Source organism: Actinomyces sp. oral taxon 448 str. F0400 (genome assembly GCF_000220835.1).
Taxonomy (GTDB): domain Bacteria; phylum Actinomycetota; class Actinomycetes; order Actinomycetales; family Actinomycetaceae; genus Actinomyces.
In genome coordinates, this window is the sequence record NZ_GL985606.1 from 72,015 (window position 1) to 88,558 (window position 16,544).

Below are 16,544 nucleotides of genomic sequence, written 5' to 3' on the forward strand. Positions count from 1 at the left end.
CGGGCTCCATGGACGGGGCCTACACTCGGCGAGCCGCCTAGCAGCGGGGCATCCGTCAGCCATGAGGGCGCTGTGAGTCCGGTGGGGACAGCGCGCTCGCCCGGTGCTCTCACAGACTCCGACGTCGATAGGCGGCGACGGACGCGACGGCGGAGACGGCGAGCAGCACCACCGCGATCCCCAGCCCGGCCGGTCCGGTCCACGACGAGGCCGCCCAGCGGATGACGGCGGCGGCGAAACCGGGCAACCGCTCGACCAGGAAGCCGCCGCCGACCATGAGAACCATGGTCGCGCCGTAGGCGTACGTTCCCGTGCGCGCATGGCCCAGGGCGAAGAAGAGGAGAAGCTGGACCGCGACGGCGGCGCCGACCGCCGCCACGGCCATGCCCGTGACCGCCGGCACGGACACGGGGACGCGGACCTCCCCGGGCCCGTGCACGGCGGCCTCCACCCGTGCGACGACGAGGCTCGCGAGGGCCATGACGGCAGTGACCAGGGCGACGAGCAGATAGCGGCTGACGACGAACTGAGAGCGCGTCACCGGCAGGATCGAGTACATGGCGTCCAGGTGCATGCGCTCGTCCTGGGCGAAGAGGATGCTGGGCAGGAACGCCACCGTCAAGACGCATACGGTGATGGCCGGCGTCGCCCCGCCCATGGCGAGATTCGCCGTGGAGATGATGACGGCGACGACCGCGAAAGTGCGCAGCGCAGCGGCATGGGCGGACAGCTCCGTGCGCAGCAGGCTCCAGATGGTGCGCATGTCGATGCTCCTCATTCTCTTCAGTGCTGCCGGTGGTTCTCGGCGAGTGCCGCGGGCGCGGCGGTGGGATGAGTGCAACCGCGGTCGGGCTCCGGGCCGCGGGTCATCGCCGCGACGGCCTCATCGACGGACGGGGTCTCGATGAGGACATCGGGGCCGAAGACTGCGGTGTCGGAGATCCGGATGAGCCCCGAGAAGACGCCTTCCCCATTGCGCCGGGCTCCGACGAGGACGGACTCGGCCTCGGGCGTCAGAGCGGAGACGGGGCCGCGGGCCGCGGCCCACTGCTCGAAGAGGTCGGGCAGGGGTCCGGCGAAGCGAGTGCGACCGGCGTCAATCATGTGAAGGTGATCGGCGATCCGTTCCAGGTCGGAGGTGATGTGAGTCGAGAAGAGGATCGTCCGCCCCTGCTCGACGAGGAAGTCGCGGAAGATGTCGAGGACCTCCAGGCGCGCGACGGGATCCAGCCCCGAGGTCGGCTCATCGAGGATGAGGAGCTCGGGGCGGTGGGCGAGGGCGAGGGCGAGCTGAAGCTTGACGCCCTGCCCTCGCGACAGGTCCTTGACCTTGACCCGGGCCGGCACGTCCAGCCGGTCCACAAGCTCGTCGAGGAAGCTCCGGTCCCAGTCGGGGTAGAAGCGCTCCAGGCTGCGAGCGGCGGAGACGGCCGTCCAGTCTCGGGGCAGGGCCACGGAATCCAGGACGACGCCGATGCGCTCGTGGCGGGCCCCGGGGGCGCCGTCGAGCACGCTGATCGAACCGGCGTCGACGCCGATCATGCCGAGGATCACCTTGATGACGGTGGTCTTGCCCGCCCCGTTGGGGCCGACGAAACCGGTGACCATGCCGGCGGGCACGATCATGTCGAAGGGCCCCAGGGTGAAGGCGCCCTGGCGTCGTACGACGTCGTCGAGCCGGATGGCGGGCGGGGGCGCCGGACGACTCATTCCTTCGTGGCGGTCCATCGCTGTGCGGTCCTTTCCTGAAGGTCGGGCAGATCTATTCCGGCCAGCCGCGCGGTGGCGACGGCGTCGTCGAGCTGGGTCTCCAGCCGGGCGAGGAGCCGCATGCGGGTCTCGGCCTCGTCCTGCGGGAGGACGAAGCTGCCGCGACCCGCCTGGTTGGCGATGAGGCCGGCCGCGGCAAGCTCGTTGTAGGCGCGGGTGGTGGTGATGAGGGAGACCTCGAGATCCCGTGCGAGTCGCCGCAGCGAGGGCAGTGGAGCCCCCGCGGGCAGCTCGCCGGACCAGACGGCCTGACGGATCTGGGCGACGATCTGCTCATACATGGGCGTCCCGGACGTCCGGGACAGGATGATGTGCACCTAACTATTTATATAGTAGATGTACAGTAGATGCAAGAGGTGAGTCCCGCCGTTCGAGCCGCGACCTCGTCGCCCCGCACCGTGATCGACGCTCTCGGCGTCCGTGTCACCGGGCGCGTCGATCGCAGCGCGGGGAGAGTCAGTTCCGCTGTCGGACTCGCCCGTACAAGCGCTTCAGCGGACTCGGCGCCCACCAGTTCCACCGGCCCAGGACCGTCATGGTCGCGGGCACGAGCAGCAGTCGCACGAGCGTGGCGTCGGCCGCGACCATGATCGCCAGGCCCACGCCGATCTCCTTGATGGATATCATCTCGCCCGTCACGAAACCCAGGAAAACCGCGATGATGATCGCCGCCGCCGAGGTGATGATGCGCCCCGAGCGCTGCAGGCCTCGGGCGACCGCGTCGTCATTGTCGTGGCCCGCCTCCCAGTACTCGGTCATGCGAGCCAGCAGGAACACTTCGTAGTCCATGGCCAGCCCGAAGCCGAAGGCCGCGAGGCAGGCCACGATGAAGGTCTGCAGGCCGGGTGTCTGCGGCAGACCGAGATGCCCGTTCTCGAACAGCCAGGACGTCAGGCCAAGGGAGGCGATGAGCGACAAGGCGTTGATGATCAGGGCCTTGAGCGGCACCACCAGCGAGCCAGTCATGCAGAACAGCAGCACGAAGACGGCCACGACGACGATGAGCGCGGCCCAGGGCGCCCGCTCGGCAGCGTGATGACGGCCGGTACGAGCGTGATCGTGCACGCCACGGCGATCAGCGCCACGCTCGTCGCCCCGGCCACGATCGTCTCGAACATTGGAGAGCGCATGACGAGCAGACCGGCGATGGAGCAGGCGATGGTCAGCGCCGAGAAGGAGACTGTGCACCCCGCCGTCGCCACCGTGCGTACGACGGCGTCACGCACGAGCCCCCTCATGTCCGCGCTGGCGGGCGGGGCGTCGCCTCGGGCACGGGCATCGGCGCCGTCCCCGCGCCGGGCTCGTACTCGCGCAGAGTGTCGAGGTAGGGGCCCTCGGCCGCCTCGGGCCACGCGCTGGCCGGCGGCGTCGACCTCCTCGTCCTTGAGCGCCGCCTCAAGCATGACGACCGCGACGTACCCGTCGCCGGCGGTCGACTCCAACGCCCGGGCCTGCTGGGAGGTGGGGTCGGGCAGCACGAAGGGGTCCGTCACCGAGGCGACGCCCTCCAGGTCGGACAGTGTCCGGCGCGGTGGCCTCGCCGCTGGCCAGGCGATCGAACAGGCCTTCGACGCCTCAGCCCCGGAAAACCAGCGAGGCTACGACGGCGGCGAGCAGCGCCACATGACGACGACGCTCACGGGGCGGCGGGAGACGGTACGGCCCATGCGGATGAACATGTGCTCTGTCGCAGCAGCCAACGGTCGGGAGGATAGGAGAGGCGGGCCTGCTCGGGTGCTCACGCAAGACTTCATACGGAAGAAATAAATTGCTTTCAATTGCAAGGGAAGTTGAGGATCGTCGCACCCGCGAGTCAACCGTCGACCGCGGCCGTCTCCCGACGGGTAGCGTGGCCGTGCCCGCCCGCATGGGAGCCGGGTCGCCCCAGCGACCATTGCGTGAACGGAGCCGATCTGACGCCGCAGCACCGGCAGACGGGTCAGGCCCAGCGGATGGTGAATGAGGGTAGCCTCAGCCGCGGCCTCCTCCGTCTTCGATCACCTGCATCACCCGCGTCGTCGACGCCCGGACCCGCGACGGCGGCGAGACCTGCTCCGCCCAGGGCTCGGCGTCCGAGGAGGACATGACCCGCATGCGCGCCGAGCGCGAGGCCCGCGCGGGGCGGCTCTGCGGCCGGCGTCTCCTCAGCCGAGGCCGGTGATGCGCCCGTCGGGATCCTCGACCCGCGTCATGAGCAGCAGGCCGACTCCCAGGACCGCCACGATCCCCAGGATGCCCCAGTAGGAGGCCTCCTGACCGATCACGCGAACGCCGATCCGAATGAACGCCCCGTACATCATCGGGGCCATGAAGGACACGGCGCGGCCCGTCGTCGCGTACAGGCCGAAGATCTCGCCCTCGCGCCCTGCGGGGATGACACGCGCCAGGAAGGACCTCGCCGCGGACTGGGCCGGACCGACGCACCCGGCCAGAAGCAGACCGAGCACCCAGAACACCCCGGCCCCGCCGCCGTGCAGCATGAAGATGCCGATGCCCACGATCACGAGAAGCGTGAGCGAACCGAGGATCACCTTGCGGGGTCCGATGAGGTCGTCGACCCAGCCCGAGGCGATGGTCGCGACGCCGGCGATGACGTTGGCGGCGACGGCGAAGATCAGGACCTCCACCTCGGTGAACCCGAAGGTGTTCTGGGCGATCACGCCCCCGTAGGTGAACACGCCCGCGAGCCCGTCGCGGAAGACGGCGGCGGCCAGCAAGAACCACAGCACCTGGGGGCAGGCCCGGCGCAATGCCACGAGAGTGCCCCACAGTCGTGTGTAGGAGTCCAGAACCGACAGCGCCTCCCGGCGGGTCGCCCCGAGGAGCCGGCGCAGCGGTCGTCTGTGCGGACTGCGCAGGAGGTCGAGGCGGCGGACCGCCGAGCCCTCGCGCGGAAGCGGCTCGGTGGGCTCGGATTCGAGCCCGGCCATCTCCCGCTCCTCACCGCGCCGGGCCTCGTCGAGGACCGCCTGGCGCAGAAGCCTGCCCCGTCGTCCCGACTGGCTGACGAGCACGGGGATCGCGCTCAGGCCGAACCAGCCGGCGGCGACGATCATGGACACGCGGATATTGAGCCCGTCGGTCTTGGTAACCCCGAACCAGCCGACATCGGGACTGATGAAGCCGACGAGGAGGATGAGCAGCAGAACGATGCCGCCGATGTACCCCATGCCCCAGCCGAGTCCCGAGACGGCGCCGACCCGGTCCTTGGTGGTGATCCGGGACAGGATGCCGTTGTAGTTGACGCTCGCCAGCTCGAAGAAGACGTTGCCCGCCCCGAGCAGCGTGATGCCGAGCCAGAGGTAGCCCGGATGCGGCAGGACGAAGAAGAGAGCCGCACTGATGACCACCACCGCGGCCGTGTAGGCGCCGAGCCAGAAGATGGTCCGTCCGGCCCGGTCGGCCCTCTGCCCGGTGACCGGAGCCAGCAGGGCGATGCAGGCTCCGGCGATGGCCAGGCCGACCGACAGGGAGGACTCGGTGGTCGCCTTCTCGCCGAAGGCGGAGCTGGTGAGGTAGACGGTGAAGACGAACGTCGTGACGACCGCGTTGAACGCCGCGCTCCCCCAATCCCACAGCCCCCAGGCGAGAACGGGCCACGTCAGCAGCGGGGACCGGACGGCCGAGGCAGGGTCGTTCTCAGGCGAGGGACTGCGGGCGGTTCGGGGGCCGCCCGGCGACGGGGAGGTCTGGGCCATAACGGCGAGCCTACGGCGCCGCGGACGATCATGCGGGGTCCTTGGGACCATGACGGGTCCGGGCGGACGGGCCCCCCGCGGCGAGCACCTCGGCGAGGGCGGCGTCGAGGGGTGTGGTGATCTTCAGGGCCAGGGGATCGCCCGCGACGACGGCGACGGCGCCGCCCGCGGCCTCGACGAGTCCGGCGTCGTCGGAGGCGGCGCGGGCCTCGTCGAAGGCGCGGTCCGCGCCGAGGCGGTGCGCGGCGAGGAGCGTCGCAGCGGCGAAGCCCTGCGGGGTCTGCACCGCTCGCAACCGGGCGCGGTCGGGGGTCGCGACGACGATCTCGACCGGTATGACGCCGTCCGGCAAGCCCTCCTCCGGCCGCCGCCCGTCGCGGACCGCGACCTTCCGGACCTCCCCGACCTCCTTGACCGTGTCGATCACGGGCAGGGCGGGGACGACGGCGTCGCGGCCCGCCCGCACCGCGGCGACGACGCGCCGCGCGACGTCGGGCGGGGTCAGGGCGCGGGCGGCGTCGTGGACGAGTACGACGGCGGCGTCGGGACGGGCGTCCAGGGCGGCGGCCAGGCCGAGTGCGACGCTGGCCTGGCGGGAGGCGGACGATCCGGCGACGACCTCGACGGTCCCGGATCTGCCGGCGCCGCCGAGACCCGCGACCTCGGCGCGGAAACGGGCAAGGTGGTCGTCGGGAGCGGTGACGACGACGTGGTCGACGACGCCCGAGTCGAGCAGGCCGAGAGCGGCACGGCGCAGCAGCGTCCGCCCGGCGATTTCGACGAGCGCCTTGGGACCGGCGGCGCCCAGGCGGGTCCCCGAGCCGGCGGCTGTCAGAACGGCGACCACGCCCTCGGCGCGGTCCGGCGCGGACGCGGGCACGAGCAGCCGGGGATCAGGCGGCGGTGCCGGAGGAGAGGACCTCGTCGAGGGTCGTCTCGGCCTCCTCCTCAGCCGTCTTCTGCGCCAGGGCGAGCTCGGAGACGAGGATCTGGCGCGCCTTGGACAGCATGCGCTTCTCCCCCGCCGATAGGCCGCGGTCGGTGTCCCGGCGCGAGAGGTCGCGGACGACCTCGGCGACCTTGATGACGTCGCCGGAGGCGATCTTCTCCTGATTGGCTTTGAAACGGCGCGACCAATTGGTGGGCTCCTCGGTCAAGGGAGCCCGCAGGACCTCGAAGACCCTCTCCAGGCCATTGGCGTCCACCACGTCGCGTACGCCGATGAGCTCGACGCTCTCCGCGGGAACGAGAATCGTCAGGTCCCCCTGGGCAACCTCGAGCTGTAAGTAGGTCTTCTCCTCCCCGCGCACTTTGCGCTGCCGGATGTCAGTGATCCGAGCCGCGCCGTGGTGGGGGTAGACGACGGTTTCGCCGACTTCAAAGGTCATGGGTGACGTACTCCGTAACTGGCTGCAGGAGCCCCAGTTTATCAGGGAATGCCGGGAAAACTCCGGGGAGGTACCTCACAGGTCACATTCCGCTCCGCCCGCCCCGATGCGCCGTCAGCCGGCGTCGACCATCTTGTAGCCGAGCCCGCGCACCGTGACCAGCATCCGGGGCGCGCTCGGCTCGACCTCGATCTTGGCCCGGATGCGTTTGACGTGGACGTCGAGAGTCTTGGTGTCCCCCACGTAGTTCGCCCCCCAGATCCGGGTGATGATCTGGCTGCGCGTGAGCACGCGATCGGGATTGCGCAGGAACAGCTCGAGCAGCTCGAACTCCCGCAGCGGCATGGCGACGACCTCCCCGTCCACACGCACCTCATGGCGCTCGACGTCCATAGCGACCCGCCCCGCGCCCAGCAGCGGCGCGTCGGGCTCACCCTCCTGGCTGCGGCGCAGAACGGCATGCACGCGCGCGACCAGCTCACGGTAGGAATAGGGCTTGGTGACGTAGTCGTCGGCCCCGATCTCCAGGCCGACGATCTTGTCGATCTCGTCATCCCTGGCGGTGAGCATGATGACGGGAATCCTGGAAGTGCGCCGGATGCGGCGGCACACCTCGGTGCCCGACAGGGACGGCAGCATGAGGTCGAGCAGCACGAGGTCGAGTGGGGCCTGCCCGCCCGGCCCGCCGGCGGCCTCGAAGCGCTCGACGGCCTGAGTCCCGTCGGCCGCCTCGACGACCTCGAAGCCGTCACGGCGCAAGTTGAGGGCGAGCGGCTCACGGTAGTTCTCCTCGTCCTCGACGAGAAGGATTCTGGTCATTGCTGGGTCTCCTCCCAGGTCGCATCCCCCTCGGATATTGCCGCGATGGCCGCGAAAGCCGCACCGGCGGCGCCGGACGCAACGGCGGCGGCCGTCTCGGGGTTCTCGGGCTCGTCCGGCCGGTCCGGCTCCTCCGGTATCAGGCGCGGCAGGACGAGGGTGAAGGTGGAGCCGCGGCCCGGGGTGGACCACAGCTCGACCGTGCCGCCGTGGTCGGCGGCGACGTGCTTGACGATGGACAGTCCCAGGCCCGTGCCGCCGGTCGCGCGCGAGCGGGCCTTGTCAACCCGGTAGAAGCGCTCGAAGACGCGCCCCTGCGCCTCCTTGGCGATCCCGATGCCCTGATCGACGACGGCGATGCGCACCAGCTCGGCGTCGTCGGCGTCCACGCTCAGACCCACGCTCACGCGCGTGCGCGGGTCGGAGTAGCGGATGGCGTTGTCCAGCAGATTGCGGACGGCGGTGGTGATGAGAGCGGCGTCGCCGCGCACGTGCAGGCCGCGGGTGCCGCCGGCCACGAGGACGACCTCCTCGGCCTCCGCCTCGGTGCGCACCCGATCGAGGGCCTCGGCGACGACGGCGTCGAGATCGACGTCGTCGGGCTCGACCAGGGCATCGCCCTCCTGAAGGCGGGAGAGCTCGATGATCTCCTGGACGAGCGTCTCCAGGCGAGTGGACTCCTTGCGTATGCGTCCGATGTAGTCGCGCACGATCCGGGGGTCGTCGACGGCGCCCTCGACCGTCTCCGCCAGCAGGCAGATCGCTCCGACGGGCGTCTTGAGCTCGTGGGAGACATTGGCGACGAAGTCGCGGCGCATGTCCTCCAAACGCTTGGCGGCGGTGCGGTCCTCGACGAGGACCAGGACGCGGCCGCGGCCGATCCCCGCCACGCGCACGTGCAGGTGGAACTGGCCCGCCCCCGCCACGCGCCCGCGGGCGACCGTCAGCTCGGCGTCCTGCGGCCCGCCGCCGGCGCGCACGCGGGCGACCATCTCGCCCACGCGCGGCTCGCAGACCTCGTCGTCGCGCACGATGTTATAGGTGTAGGCGGTGGCCGAGGCGCGCAGCACCTCGTCGTCATCGTCCAGCACAACCACGGTAGAGCGCAACGCGGCCAGGACGGGCACGACGCCGTCGCGCTCGAGAGTAGACCCCGCGGTGATGCCGTTCGACCGCGGATCGCGGGCCGAAACGCCCAGGGCGAGACCCACGGCCGTGCCGATACCGGCGCACGCGAGGGCCGCCCCGATCAGCAGCATGATGCTTCCCACGCCCTCAAGGGTAGGGGCGGGGACCCCGTTCGCCACGGCGCCGGGCCGACAGAGGCGACCATCACCCGGACGCACGAGCCCGCCGTTCCCACTCATCGGCCCCGCAGGCCCACAATGGCCTCGGGGCGTGTCCGGCTCCCCGGCGTCCGACCGCACCCCAACCCGTCGGCCGGCGCGCGGCGGCCCGGCGCACGGCATGCAGAATCCGGAAATGATCACGGAATAACCAGGCAGTCAGGAGCGGTCTCGTGCGCGACATCTTCAACCAGGAGCTCAAGCAGCTCGGCTCCGACCTGCGAACCATGGCCTCGCAGGTGGCGACGGCGATCGAACGGGCCGCCGAGTCGCTGAGCAACGGAGACATCATCGTGGCTGAGCAGGTCATCGACGCCGACGAACGCATCAACGACCTCCAGCAGGACATCGACGACATGTGCATCATGCTGCTAGCGCGCCAGCAGCCGGTGGCCGGGGACCTGCGCAACGTCATCTCCGCGCTGCGCATGGCCCAGACCCTCGAGCGGCAGGGCGATCTGGCCCGCCACGTCGCGGCGATCGCGCGCGGACGCTATCCCGAGCCGCCGGTGCCCGAGCCGGTTCTGGGACTCATCCTGCAGATGGCGGACGCCGCCGTGCGCGCCGGAGCGGACGTGGCCCGCCTCGTCGAGACCCACGACCTCGACCTGGCGGCTCGGATCCAGCGCGGGGATTCCGCGCTCGACTCCCTGCACCGCCAGTCCTTCCAGATGATCCTGGACCCCGCCAACGAGCTGAGCCGCCAACAGGTCGTCGACGCGGTTCTCATGGGCCGCTTCCTCGAACGCTTCGGCGATCACTCGACGTCAGTGGCCCGCCGCATGGCCTACCTGGTCTCCGGAGCCATGGACCTCGATGCGGGCCTCGGCGCCGGTGCGAATCCCGCCCCCGCTTCCGATGATGCCGGCGCCGCTTCCGGACCTGAGAGCGCCCAGGCCTGAGAGCGCCCGGAGCGCCGCTGCCGAGCACTCTCCGGCGCACGATCGGCCGTCCCGGCCGTCGGGGCGAACCGGCCCTCGATGCGAGGTTGGCACGCCCCGCGCGGGGCGTGCCAACCTCGCTACGCCGACACGGTCGTCATCGCCGGGTCGCCGCAGCGACTCGTCGACAGTGACGACGTCACCACAAGGACCACGAGGACGAAGTCATTTGCCCTGATTCGCCACTGCGGCGATCTTCGCCTCGGCCTCGGGGTCGAGGTAGCGGCCGCCCTTCTTCAACGGTTTGAGGGTCTCCTCATCGAGCTCGTAGACCAGCGGAACACCGGTGGGGATGTTGAGGGCCGCGATGTCATCGTCAGAGATCTCATCGAGATGCTTGACAATGGCCCGCAGCGAGTTGCCGTGCGCGGCGATCATAACGGTCTTGCCGGTCCTGATCTCCGGGACGACGGTGCTCTCCCAGTAGGGGAGCAGACGGCCCAGGACATCCTTGAGGCACTCAGTGGTGGGAATCGGCTCGCCGGCGTAGCGGGGATCGGCGTCCTGAGAGAACTCGCTGCCGATCTCGATGGACGGCGGCGGCACATCATAGGAGCGACGCCAGAGCATGAACTGCTCCTCGCCGTACTCGTCGCGGGTCTGCTTCTTGTTCTTGCCCTGAAGCGCCCCGTAGTGGCGCTCGTTGAGACGCCAGCTGCGCTCGACGGGGATCCAGTGACGGTCGGCAGTGTCCAGGGCCAGGTTGGCGGTCATGATGGCGCGCCGCAGCATCGAGGTGAAGAGCTTCTCAGGCAGGACGCCGGCCTCCTTGAGGAACTCGCCGCCGCGGACGGCCTCGGCACGCCCCTTCTCGGACAGCGGGACGTCAACCCAACCGGTGAAGAGGTTCTTCGCATTCCATTCGCTCTCGCCGTGGCGGAGCAGTACGAGGGTGTAAGCCATACCCCTATCTTGCCAGGCCGTGGCGAACGCGACCAGGCCCCTGAGTCCCAATGGACGCAGGAGCTCGGATCGCATGCGCGCCGGCCGAGCCGGGACGCGCGTCAGCGCGCGGCGACAGGCTCAGTTGGCGGCGTCGTAGGCCTCGCGGATGGAGGCGGGGATACGACCGCGGTCGGAGACCTCGTAACCGTTGGCGCGGGCCCACTCACGCACCTTCTGGGTGTTCGAGTGAGTCCGTGCGGCGACGCCGGCACGACGACGGATACGACGGCCGCCTGAACGGCGCGCCTTGACGGTCCACTCCTCAATGGTCTCACGCAGCGCCGCCGCGTGGTCGTCATTGAGGTCGATCTCGTAGGTGACGCCGTCGAGGGCGAATGTGACGCTCTGAGTAGCTTCGGAGCCGTCGATGTCGTCCACGAGAATGATCTGGGTCTTCTGCGCCATGGTGCATGCCTTTCCGGGTGGTGGGGGTGGTGGCCCTCGATTCCGAGGAGCAAATCGTTGGTGACAACGCTAAGCGCAAAGAGAATTGGATGCAAGTCCGTACAGCGCCCGTCGTCCGACCGGCCCGAGCAATTCGACCGGCGGGCTACGGGTCGATTCGCATTCGGTGGGGCCGAGCGTCGTCGACGACGAGCGCTGCCGGACGGCCTGCTTATCCACAGATCTCGCGAGATTTCCACCGATCTCGACGGATAAGGCCCCGGCTCCGATGGCAGGAGAGGGCTCGCAAGAGGCTTCACGGACGGGTCGAGGTCAGTCCGCCGCCGAAGATCGACTCCCCGGACCCCGGCGAGCGGAAGAGGAAGTCATCACGGGAGACTCACTCGTCGAAGGACTGCACTCGGCTTCGGCGAGCGGAAGAGGAAGGAAGGCGGAGGAGAGGGTGCGGAGAGCCGCACTCATCCCCCGTGGGAAGAGGCAACGGAAAAACCCGGGACCCTCAGGACCCGGGCTGACACGCCGTCCGCACCGACGCGGAGCCACCTGTGGGAATCGAACCCACGACCTATTCATTACGAGTGAATCGCTCTGCCGTCTGAGCTAAGGTGGCGCGCTGCCAGAGCAGCGGATCGCACCTTACCGGCCCCGACACTCGCACCGCAATCCGGACGTCGAACGCCGGAGCGTGGTGCTGAACACAGCCGCGTCGGGGTCGCCGACATCGGCCCCGGCCCCGCGCCCCATCGTGCTCTCCCGCGCCGGCGCCCACCATCGAAGACGGACGGGAAGACAGCAGGCGCCGGAACGTACGGGCGCCGGAGTGCCGGACTTGCTACCGTGACTGATGCGCGGCAGCACTCCTGCGACGCGCCCTCCTGCTTCAACCGCACCTCAGGACGGCTCCATGGCAGACCACTTCTCTCTCTTCCCCGCGTCGGATCGACCCCTCGCCGACAAGGGCGACGCCGGTTATGACAAGGCCCTCAAGAACCGCCACCTCCAGATGATCGCCATCGGCGGCTCTATCGGCACAGGACTCTTCCTGGGCGCCGGCGGACGCCTCGCGCAGGGAGGCCCAGGACTCGCCCTGGCCTACGCCGTGTGCGGAGTCTTCGCCTTTCTCATGGTACGGGCGCTGGGCGAGCTGGCGATCCGACGCCCCTCCTCGGGCGCTTTCGTGTCCTACGCGCGCGAGTTCCTGGGAGAGAAGGGCGCCTACATCACGGGCTGGTTCTTCTTCCTGGACTGGGCCGTCACCGTCATGGCCGATATCACCGCCGTCGCCCTCTACCTGCACTACTGGACGGCTCTGCAGGTCGTGCCCCAGTGGCTCCTCGCACTCGTGGCGCTGGCCCTCGTGTTCGTCCTCAACATGCTCAACGTCAAGATGTTCGGCGAGGCCGAGTTCTGGTTCGCCCTCATCAAAGTCGCCGCCATTGTGGCCTTCATGCTGGTGGCCGTGTGGGCCATCATCACCGAGGCGCCCGTGGGCGGCACCACCGCCGGCCCGCACATCATCGCGGACAATGGCGGATTCTTCCCCACGGGCCTGACCACCGCCCTCACCCTGACGCTGGGCGTCATCTTCGCATTCGGCGGCACCGAAATGGTCGGCGTCGCCGCCGGCGAGGCCGAGAACGCGGCCAGGGTCCTGCCCCGGGCCATCAACTCCATGATCCTGCGCATCTTCATCTTCTACGTCGGCAGTGTCATTCTCATGGCCCTGAGCCTGCCCTACACGGCGTACTCGGACAACGAGTCGCCGTTCGTCACCTTCTTCTCCGGGGTCGGCATCCCCCACGCCGGCGACATCATCCAGGTCGTCATCCTCACCGCGGCCCTGTCCTCCCTCAACGCCGGGCTCTACGCCACCGGTCGCACGCTGCGCTCCATGGCCGTGGCCGGCGAAGCCCCGCGCGCGGCCGCCGTACTCAACAAGCACCAGGTCCCCTCCGGAGGCATCATCATCACTTCCGCCCTGGGTCTGCTCGGCGTGGTGCTCAACGCCTTCCTCGCCGAGGACGCCTTCAAGATCGTCATGAACCTGGCGGGCATCGGCATCGCCGGCACCTGGTCCGCTATTCTCGTGGCCCACCTGGCCTTCCTCAGACGCGTGCGTATCGGTGCTGAAACGCGCCCCGCCTACCGGATGCCCCTGGCCCCGTGGTCGAACTTCGCGGCGCTCGTGTTCTTCGGCATCGTCGTCCTATCCAACCTCAACAACGCCTCGGGCCGCTGGACCCTCCTCCTGTTCGTCATCGTCGTCATGATGATGGTGGGCGGATGGTACGCGGTACGCGGCCGCATCCGCGGCGACCTGCTCGACGACGCCCTCGCCGGAGCGCCCGAGGACGACTCCCGCCCGGTCGGGCCCGTCGCGGACCCCGCGCCGGCCGTCGAACCGTCCGCGCCCCGCGACGGGCCCGACCGGTGAGCCGCCGACCGAACCCGTCGAACCACCCGCTGAACCGAGGCGAACCACGATGAGCGTCCACATCACCTACACCGGAGGCACCATCGGGATGGTCGACTCCCCTCGCGGGCTCGTGCCCGGAGCGGACCTCGAGAGCTGGCTCGCCGACCTCCTCGACGGCACCGATCTCGGCGGTCAGGTGACGCTGACCGGCCTCGATCCGCTCATCGACTCCTCCAACGCCGCCCCCGGCTCGTGGCAGCAGATCATCAAGGATCTGCGCACCCACCACGCCGACCGACCGGCCCAGGGCTACGTCGTCCTCCACGGCACCGACACGATGGCCTACACCTCGGCCGCGCTGTCCTACGCCCTGGCCGACTTCGACCGCCCGGTAGTCGTCACCGGCTCTCAGCTGCCGTTGGGCGTCGTCGGGTCGGACGCGGCCCCCAATGTCACCGGGGCGCTGCGCGCCGCCACGAGTCGGCGGGCGGTCGGCGTCAGTCTCTTCTTCGGCCATCACCTGCTCGCCGGCAATCGCGCCACCAAGACCAGCTCATGGGCCTTCCAGGGCTTCACCTCCCCCAACGCGGTGCCACTGGCCGTCACCGGCGCGCCCTGGCAATGGACACGGCCCTCGGAGGCAGGGACCGGGTGGCCGCATCCGAAGCCGTACGAACGTCACGATGTCGTCGTCATCGACCTCGCCCCGGGCATCACCGCAGCCCGTCTCCGAGCCCTGCTGACCCCGCTGCCCGAAGCGGTCGTCCTGCGAGCCTTCGGGGTGGGCAACGTCCCCAGCGCCGAGCCGGGGCTGGCTGACGTCATCGCCGAGGTCATCGGGGCGGGTGTGGCCGTCATCGTCGCCTCCCAGTGCTATGAAGCCGAGGTACTCCTGGGCCACTACGAGGCGGGCGACGCGATCGCGCGGGCCGGAGCCGTGGGCAGCCGCGACATGACATTGGAGGCGACTTACGCCAAGGTACAGTTCCTCCTGTCCCAGGGGCTGCGGGGCGACGAGCTGAGCCAGTGGATGGGGCGGTCGATCGCGGGCGAGCTCACCACCTCCCGCGGCCGCTGAGTCGAGCGCCGAAGGCGGACCGGAGCGGGGCGGCGTGCGGGGCCGGGACGGGCTCCCGCCGTCTCACTCATCGCAGGTCAGGCCGTCCTCCGGCAACCGCCCGGCGAGCAGGTAGGAGTCGACGGCGTTGGTGACGCAGTCGCCCGCACGCCCGTAGGCGGTATGGCCGTTGCCGTTCCAGGTGAGCAGGTGGCCGTCGTCGAGCTCCGAGGCCAGGGCCTGACTCCACGCGTAGGGAGTGGCCGGATCGCCGGTGGTGCCGACGACGAGGATCGGGGCGGCGCCCGAGGCGCGAATGGGTTCGCGCACACGAGTCGACTCATGCCCCCAGGTCCGGCAGAACAGGTCGGAGTAGCCCAGGTCCGCCCCGAAGGTCGGGGAGACCTCCGCAAGCTCCGCGGCCTGCGTCTGCCAGGCCGCGACGTCGCCGGTGACGGGGTAGTCCAGGCAGTTGATGGCGCTGATGACCTCGGTGCTGTTGCTCTTGTAGCTGCCGTCGGAGTTGCGCGAGGCGTAGACGTCGGCCAGGCGCAGCAGGGACGATCCGTCGTCGTGGTTCATGGCCCGATTCAGAGCCTGGGAGAGCGTGGACCAGGACTCGGACTGGTACAGGGTCCCCAGGATCGCATCGCGCGCCAGGGGGTAGGTCAGCGGGCGGTTCGGGTCGTTGGTCCTCACGGGCCTGCTGCGGGTGGCGTCCAGGAAGTCCCGGACCTGTTGAATCCCGGTGTCGGCGTCGCCCGTCAGCGGGCAGCCGCGCCCGGCCTGGCACTCCTCGACGTAGGTGCGCAGAGCGTTCTCGAAGCCCTGCGCCTGCCCCAGGGCGAGCTGGTCGGCGGTCAGAGCCGGGTCGACGGCGCCGTCAAGCACCATGCGCCCGACGTTGCCGGGGAACAGGTCGGCGTAGGTGGCCCCCAGGTAGGTGCCGTAGGAGTAGCCGAGGTAGCTCAGCGGGCCATCCCCCACGACGGCCCGCAGGACATCGAGGTCGCGGGCGGCTGAAACGGTGTCGATGTGGTCGAGCAGCCCCGGCGTCCCGGTGGAGGCCTCGCACTCGCCCTTCAGCTCGGTGGCGTCATCGACGACGTCGGCCTGCGCCTCGGCGGCCGTGGACGCCTCGCTGATCGGCGTGTTGTTCTTCCCCGCGCGATCGGCGTCGACCTCGGCGTCGGTCAGGCAATCGACGGCGGTGGAGCGGCCCACGCCGCGCGGGTCGAACCCCACGACGTCGTAGGAGCTCAGGAGACTCTTGGACAGGCGGTTGTCAACGCTCTCGACGAGTTGGACGCCCGACCCCCCAGGTCCGCCGGGGTTGATGAACAGGGATCCGATGCTCGTGCCACTGGCCGAGCGGCGTTTGAGGGCGAGCTCGATGACGGTGCCGCCAGGATCGTCGTAGTCCAGCGGCACGCTCACGCGCGCGCAGGAGTAGGAGCCCGGGCTCGAGTCGGTCGAGTCCGACGCCCCCATGCCTCCGTCCTGTTCGCAGGGGTACCAGGAGATCTCCTGATCGTAGAACGACTCCAGCCCGGCCGGCACCGATGCGGATCCGCCGCTAACGGCCACCGGGCTGGGCGCGGATGCGGGAACGCCGCAGGACGCCAGCGTCGCGGACGTCAGGAGAACGGCGGCTGCGAACGCGCAGCGGGCCCGAGCCGAGATACTGGAGGTGCTCACCGGAGCAGCCTACGGGACCGCCCCGGCGGGCTCCTCCCGGGAGGCGAGAATGCGGGAGGAA

At 69.9% G+C, this 16,544-nt stretch carries 16 protein-coding genes and 1 tRNA gene; 3 read left to right on the forward strand and 14 right to left on the reverse strand.

The window, feature by feature from the left end:
- Window positions 1-109: 109 nt before the first annotated feature.
- The 10 genes from HMPREF9062_RS00315 to HMPREF9062_RS00360 form a co-directional block, all read right to left on the reverse strand.
- Window positions 110-763, reverse strand: a complete 654-nt coding sequence (locus HMPREF9062_RS00315) for an ABC-2 transporter permease (RefSeq protein WP_253270617.1) — start codon at window positions 761-763, stop codon at window positions 110-112.
- 20 nt (window positions 764-783) lie between these two features.
- On the reverse strand, window positions 784-1,728 hold the full coding sequence (locus HMPREF9062_RS00320; RefSeq protein WP_034253382.1) for an ABC transporter ATP-binding protein: 945 nt from the start codon (window positions 1,726-1,728) through the stop codon (window positions 784-786).
- Window positions 1,707-2,087, reverse strand: coding sequence for a GntR family transcriptional regulator (locus HMPREF9062_RS00325; protein WP_009409600.1), 381 nt, complete (start codon window positions 2,085-2,087; stop codon window positions 1,707-1,709). Before HMPREF9062_RS00325 ends, HMPREF9062_RS00320 begins: the two co-directional genes overlap by 22 nt.
- A gap of 139 nt (window positions 2,088-2,226) precedes the next feature.
- Window positions 2,227-2,763, reverse strand: a complete 537-nt coding sequence (locus tag HMPREF9062_RS00330; RefSeq protein WP_253270618.1) for an MMPL family transporter — start codon at window positions 2,761-2,763, stop codon at window positions 2,227-2,229.
- Window positions 2,733-3,263: an MMPL family transporter gene (locus tag HMPREF9062_RS13325; RefSeq protein WP_156789915.1), complete on the reverse strand. Its 531-nt coding sequence runs from the start codon at window positions 3,261-3,263 to the stop codon at window positions 2,733-2,735. Before HMPREF9062_RS13325 ends, HMPREF9062_RS00330 begins: the two co-directional genes overlap by 31 nt.
- A 651-nt stretch (window positions 3,264-3,914) precedes the next feature.
- Complete coding sequence (locus HMPREF9062_RS00340) at window positions 3,915-5,468, reverse strand: MFS transporter (RefSeq protein WP_009409604.1); 1,554 nt, start codon at window positions 5,466-5,468, stop codon at window positions 3,915-3,917.
- A gap of 28 nt (window positions 5,469-5,496) precedes the next feature.
- Complete coding sequence (locus HMPREF9062_RS00345; RefSeq protein ID WP_009409605.1) at window positions 5,497-6,348, reverse strand: IspD/TarI family cytidylyltransferase; 852 nt, start codon at window positions 6,346-6,348, stop codon at window positions 5,497-5,499.
- 13 nt (window positions 6,349-6,361) lie between these two features.
- Entirely contained in the window at window positions 6,362-6,856 is a 495-nt protein-coding gene (locus HMPREF9062_RS00350) for a CarD family transcriptional regulator (RefSeq protein WP_009409606.1), read from the reverse strand.
- A 114-nt stretch (window positions 6,857-6,970) separates the two neighbouring features.
- Window positions 6,971-7,675, reverse strand: coding sequence for a response regulator transcription factor (locus HMPREF9062_RS00355; RefSeq protein ID WP_009409607.1), 705 nt, complete (start codon window positions 7,673-7,675; stop codon window positions 6,971-6,973).
- Window positions 7,672-8,946 (reverse strand): sensor histidine kinase, encoded by a 1,275-nt coding sequence (locus HMPREF9062_RS00360; protein ID WP_009409608.1) that lies wholly within the window; start codon window positions 8,944-8,946, stop codon window positions 7,672-7,674. The genes HMPREF9062_RS00355 and HMPREF9062_RS00360 overlap by 4 nt, the downstream gene beginning before the upstream one ends.
- 248 nt (window positions 8,947-9,194) lie before the next feature.
- On the opposite strand from HMPREF9062_RS00360, the gene phoU reads away from it, so the two are divergent.
- Window positions 9,195-9,923 carry a phosphate signaling complex protein PhoU gene (gene phoU, locus HMPREF9062_RS00365; RefSeq protein ID WP_009409609.1) on the forward strand — a complete coding sequence of 243 codons (729 nt, stop codon included), beginning with the start codon at window positions 9,195-9,197 and terminating at the stop codon, window positions 9,921-9,923.
- A gap of 204 nt (window positions 9,924-10,127) precedes the next feature.
- On the opposite strand, the gene HMPREF9062_RS00370 is transcribed toward phoU, so the two are convergent.
- The 3 genes from HMPREF9062_RS00370 to HMPREF9062_RS00380 form a co-directional block, all read right to left on the reverse strand.
- Window positions 10,128-10,865: a phosphoglyceromutase gene (locus HMPREF9062_RS00370; protein ID WP_034253389.1), complete on the reverse strand. Its 738-nt coding sequence runs from the start codon at window positions 10,863-10,865 to the stop codon at window positions 10,128-10,130.
- Window positions 10,866-10,985: 120 nt separating this feature from the next.
- Window positions 10,986-11,312, reverse strand: coding sequence for a histone-like nucleoid-structuring protein Lsr2 (locus HMPREF9062_RS00375; protein WP_009409611.1), 327 nt, complete (start codon window positions 11,310-11,312; stop codon window positions 10,986-10,988).
- Window positions 11,313-11,849: 537 nt separating this feature from the next.
- Window positions 11,850-11,922: transfer RNA gene (locus HMPREF9062_RS00380), tRNA-Thr, on the reverse strand.
- A 294-nt stretch (window positions 11,923-12,216) separates the two neighbouring features.
- On the opposite strand from HMPREF9062_RS00380, the gene HMPREF9062_RS00385 reads away from it, so the two are divergent.
- Together HMPREF9062_RS00385 and HMPREF9062_RS00390 are read left to right on the forward strand one after the other, a co-directional pair.
- The gene (locus tag HMPREF9062_RS00385) at window positions 12,217-13,746 is read left to right on the forward strand and encodes an amino acid permease (protein WP_009409612.1); all 1,530 of its coding nucleotides are present in this window, start codon (window positions 12,217-12,219) and stop codon (window positions 13,744-13,746) included.
- A 49-nt stretch (window positions 13,747-13,795) separates the two neighbouring features.
- Window positions 13,796-14,806: an asparaginase gene (locus HMPREF9062_RS00390; protein WP_009409613.1), complete on the forward strand. Its 1,011-nt coding sequence runs from the start codon at window positions 13,796-13,798 to the stop codon at window positions 14,804-14,806.
- A 63-nt stretch (window positions 14,807-14,869) separates the two neighbouring features.
- On the opposite strand, the gene HMPREF9062_RS00395 is transcribed toward HMPREF9062_RS00390, so the two are convergent.
- A complete protein-coding gene (locus HMPREF9062_RS00395; RefSeq protein ID WP_253270619.1) occupies window positions 14,870-16,483 on the reverse strand; it encodes an alpha/beta hydrolase in 1,614 nt (537 codons plus the stop codon).
- Window positions 16,484-16,544 lie beyond the last annotated feature (61 nt).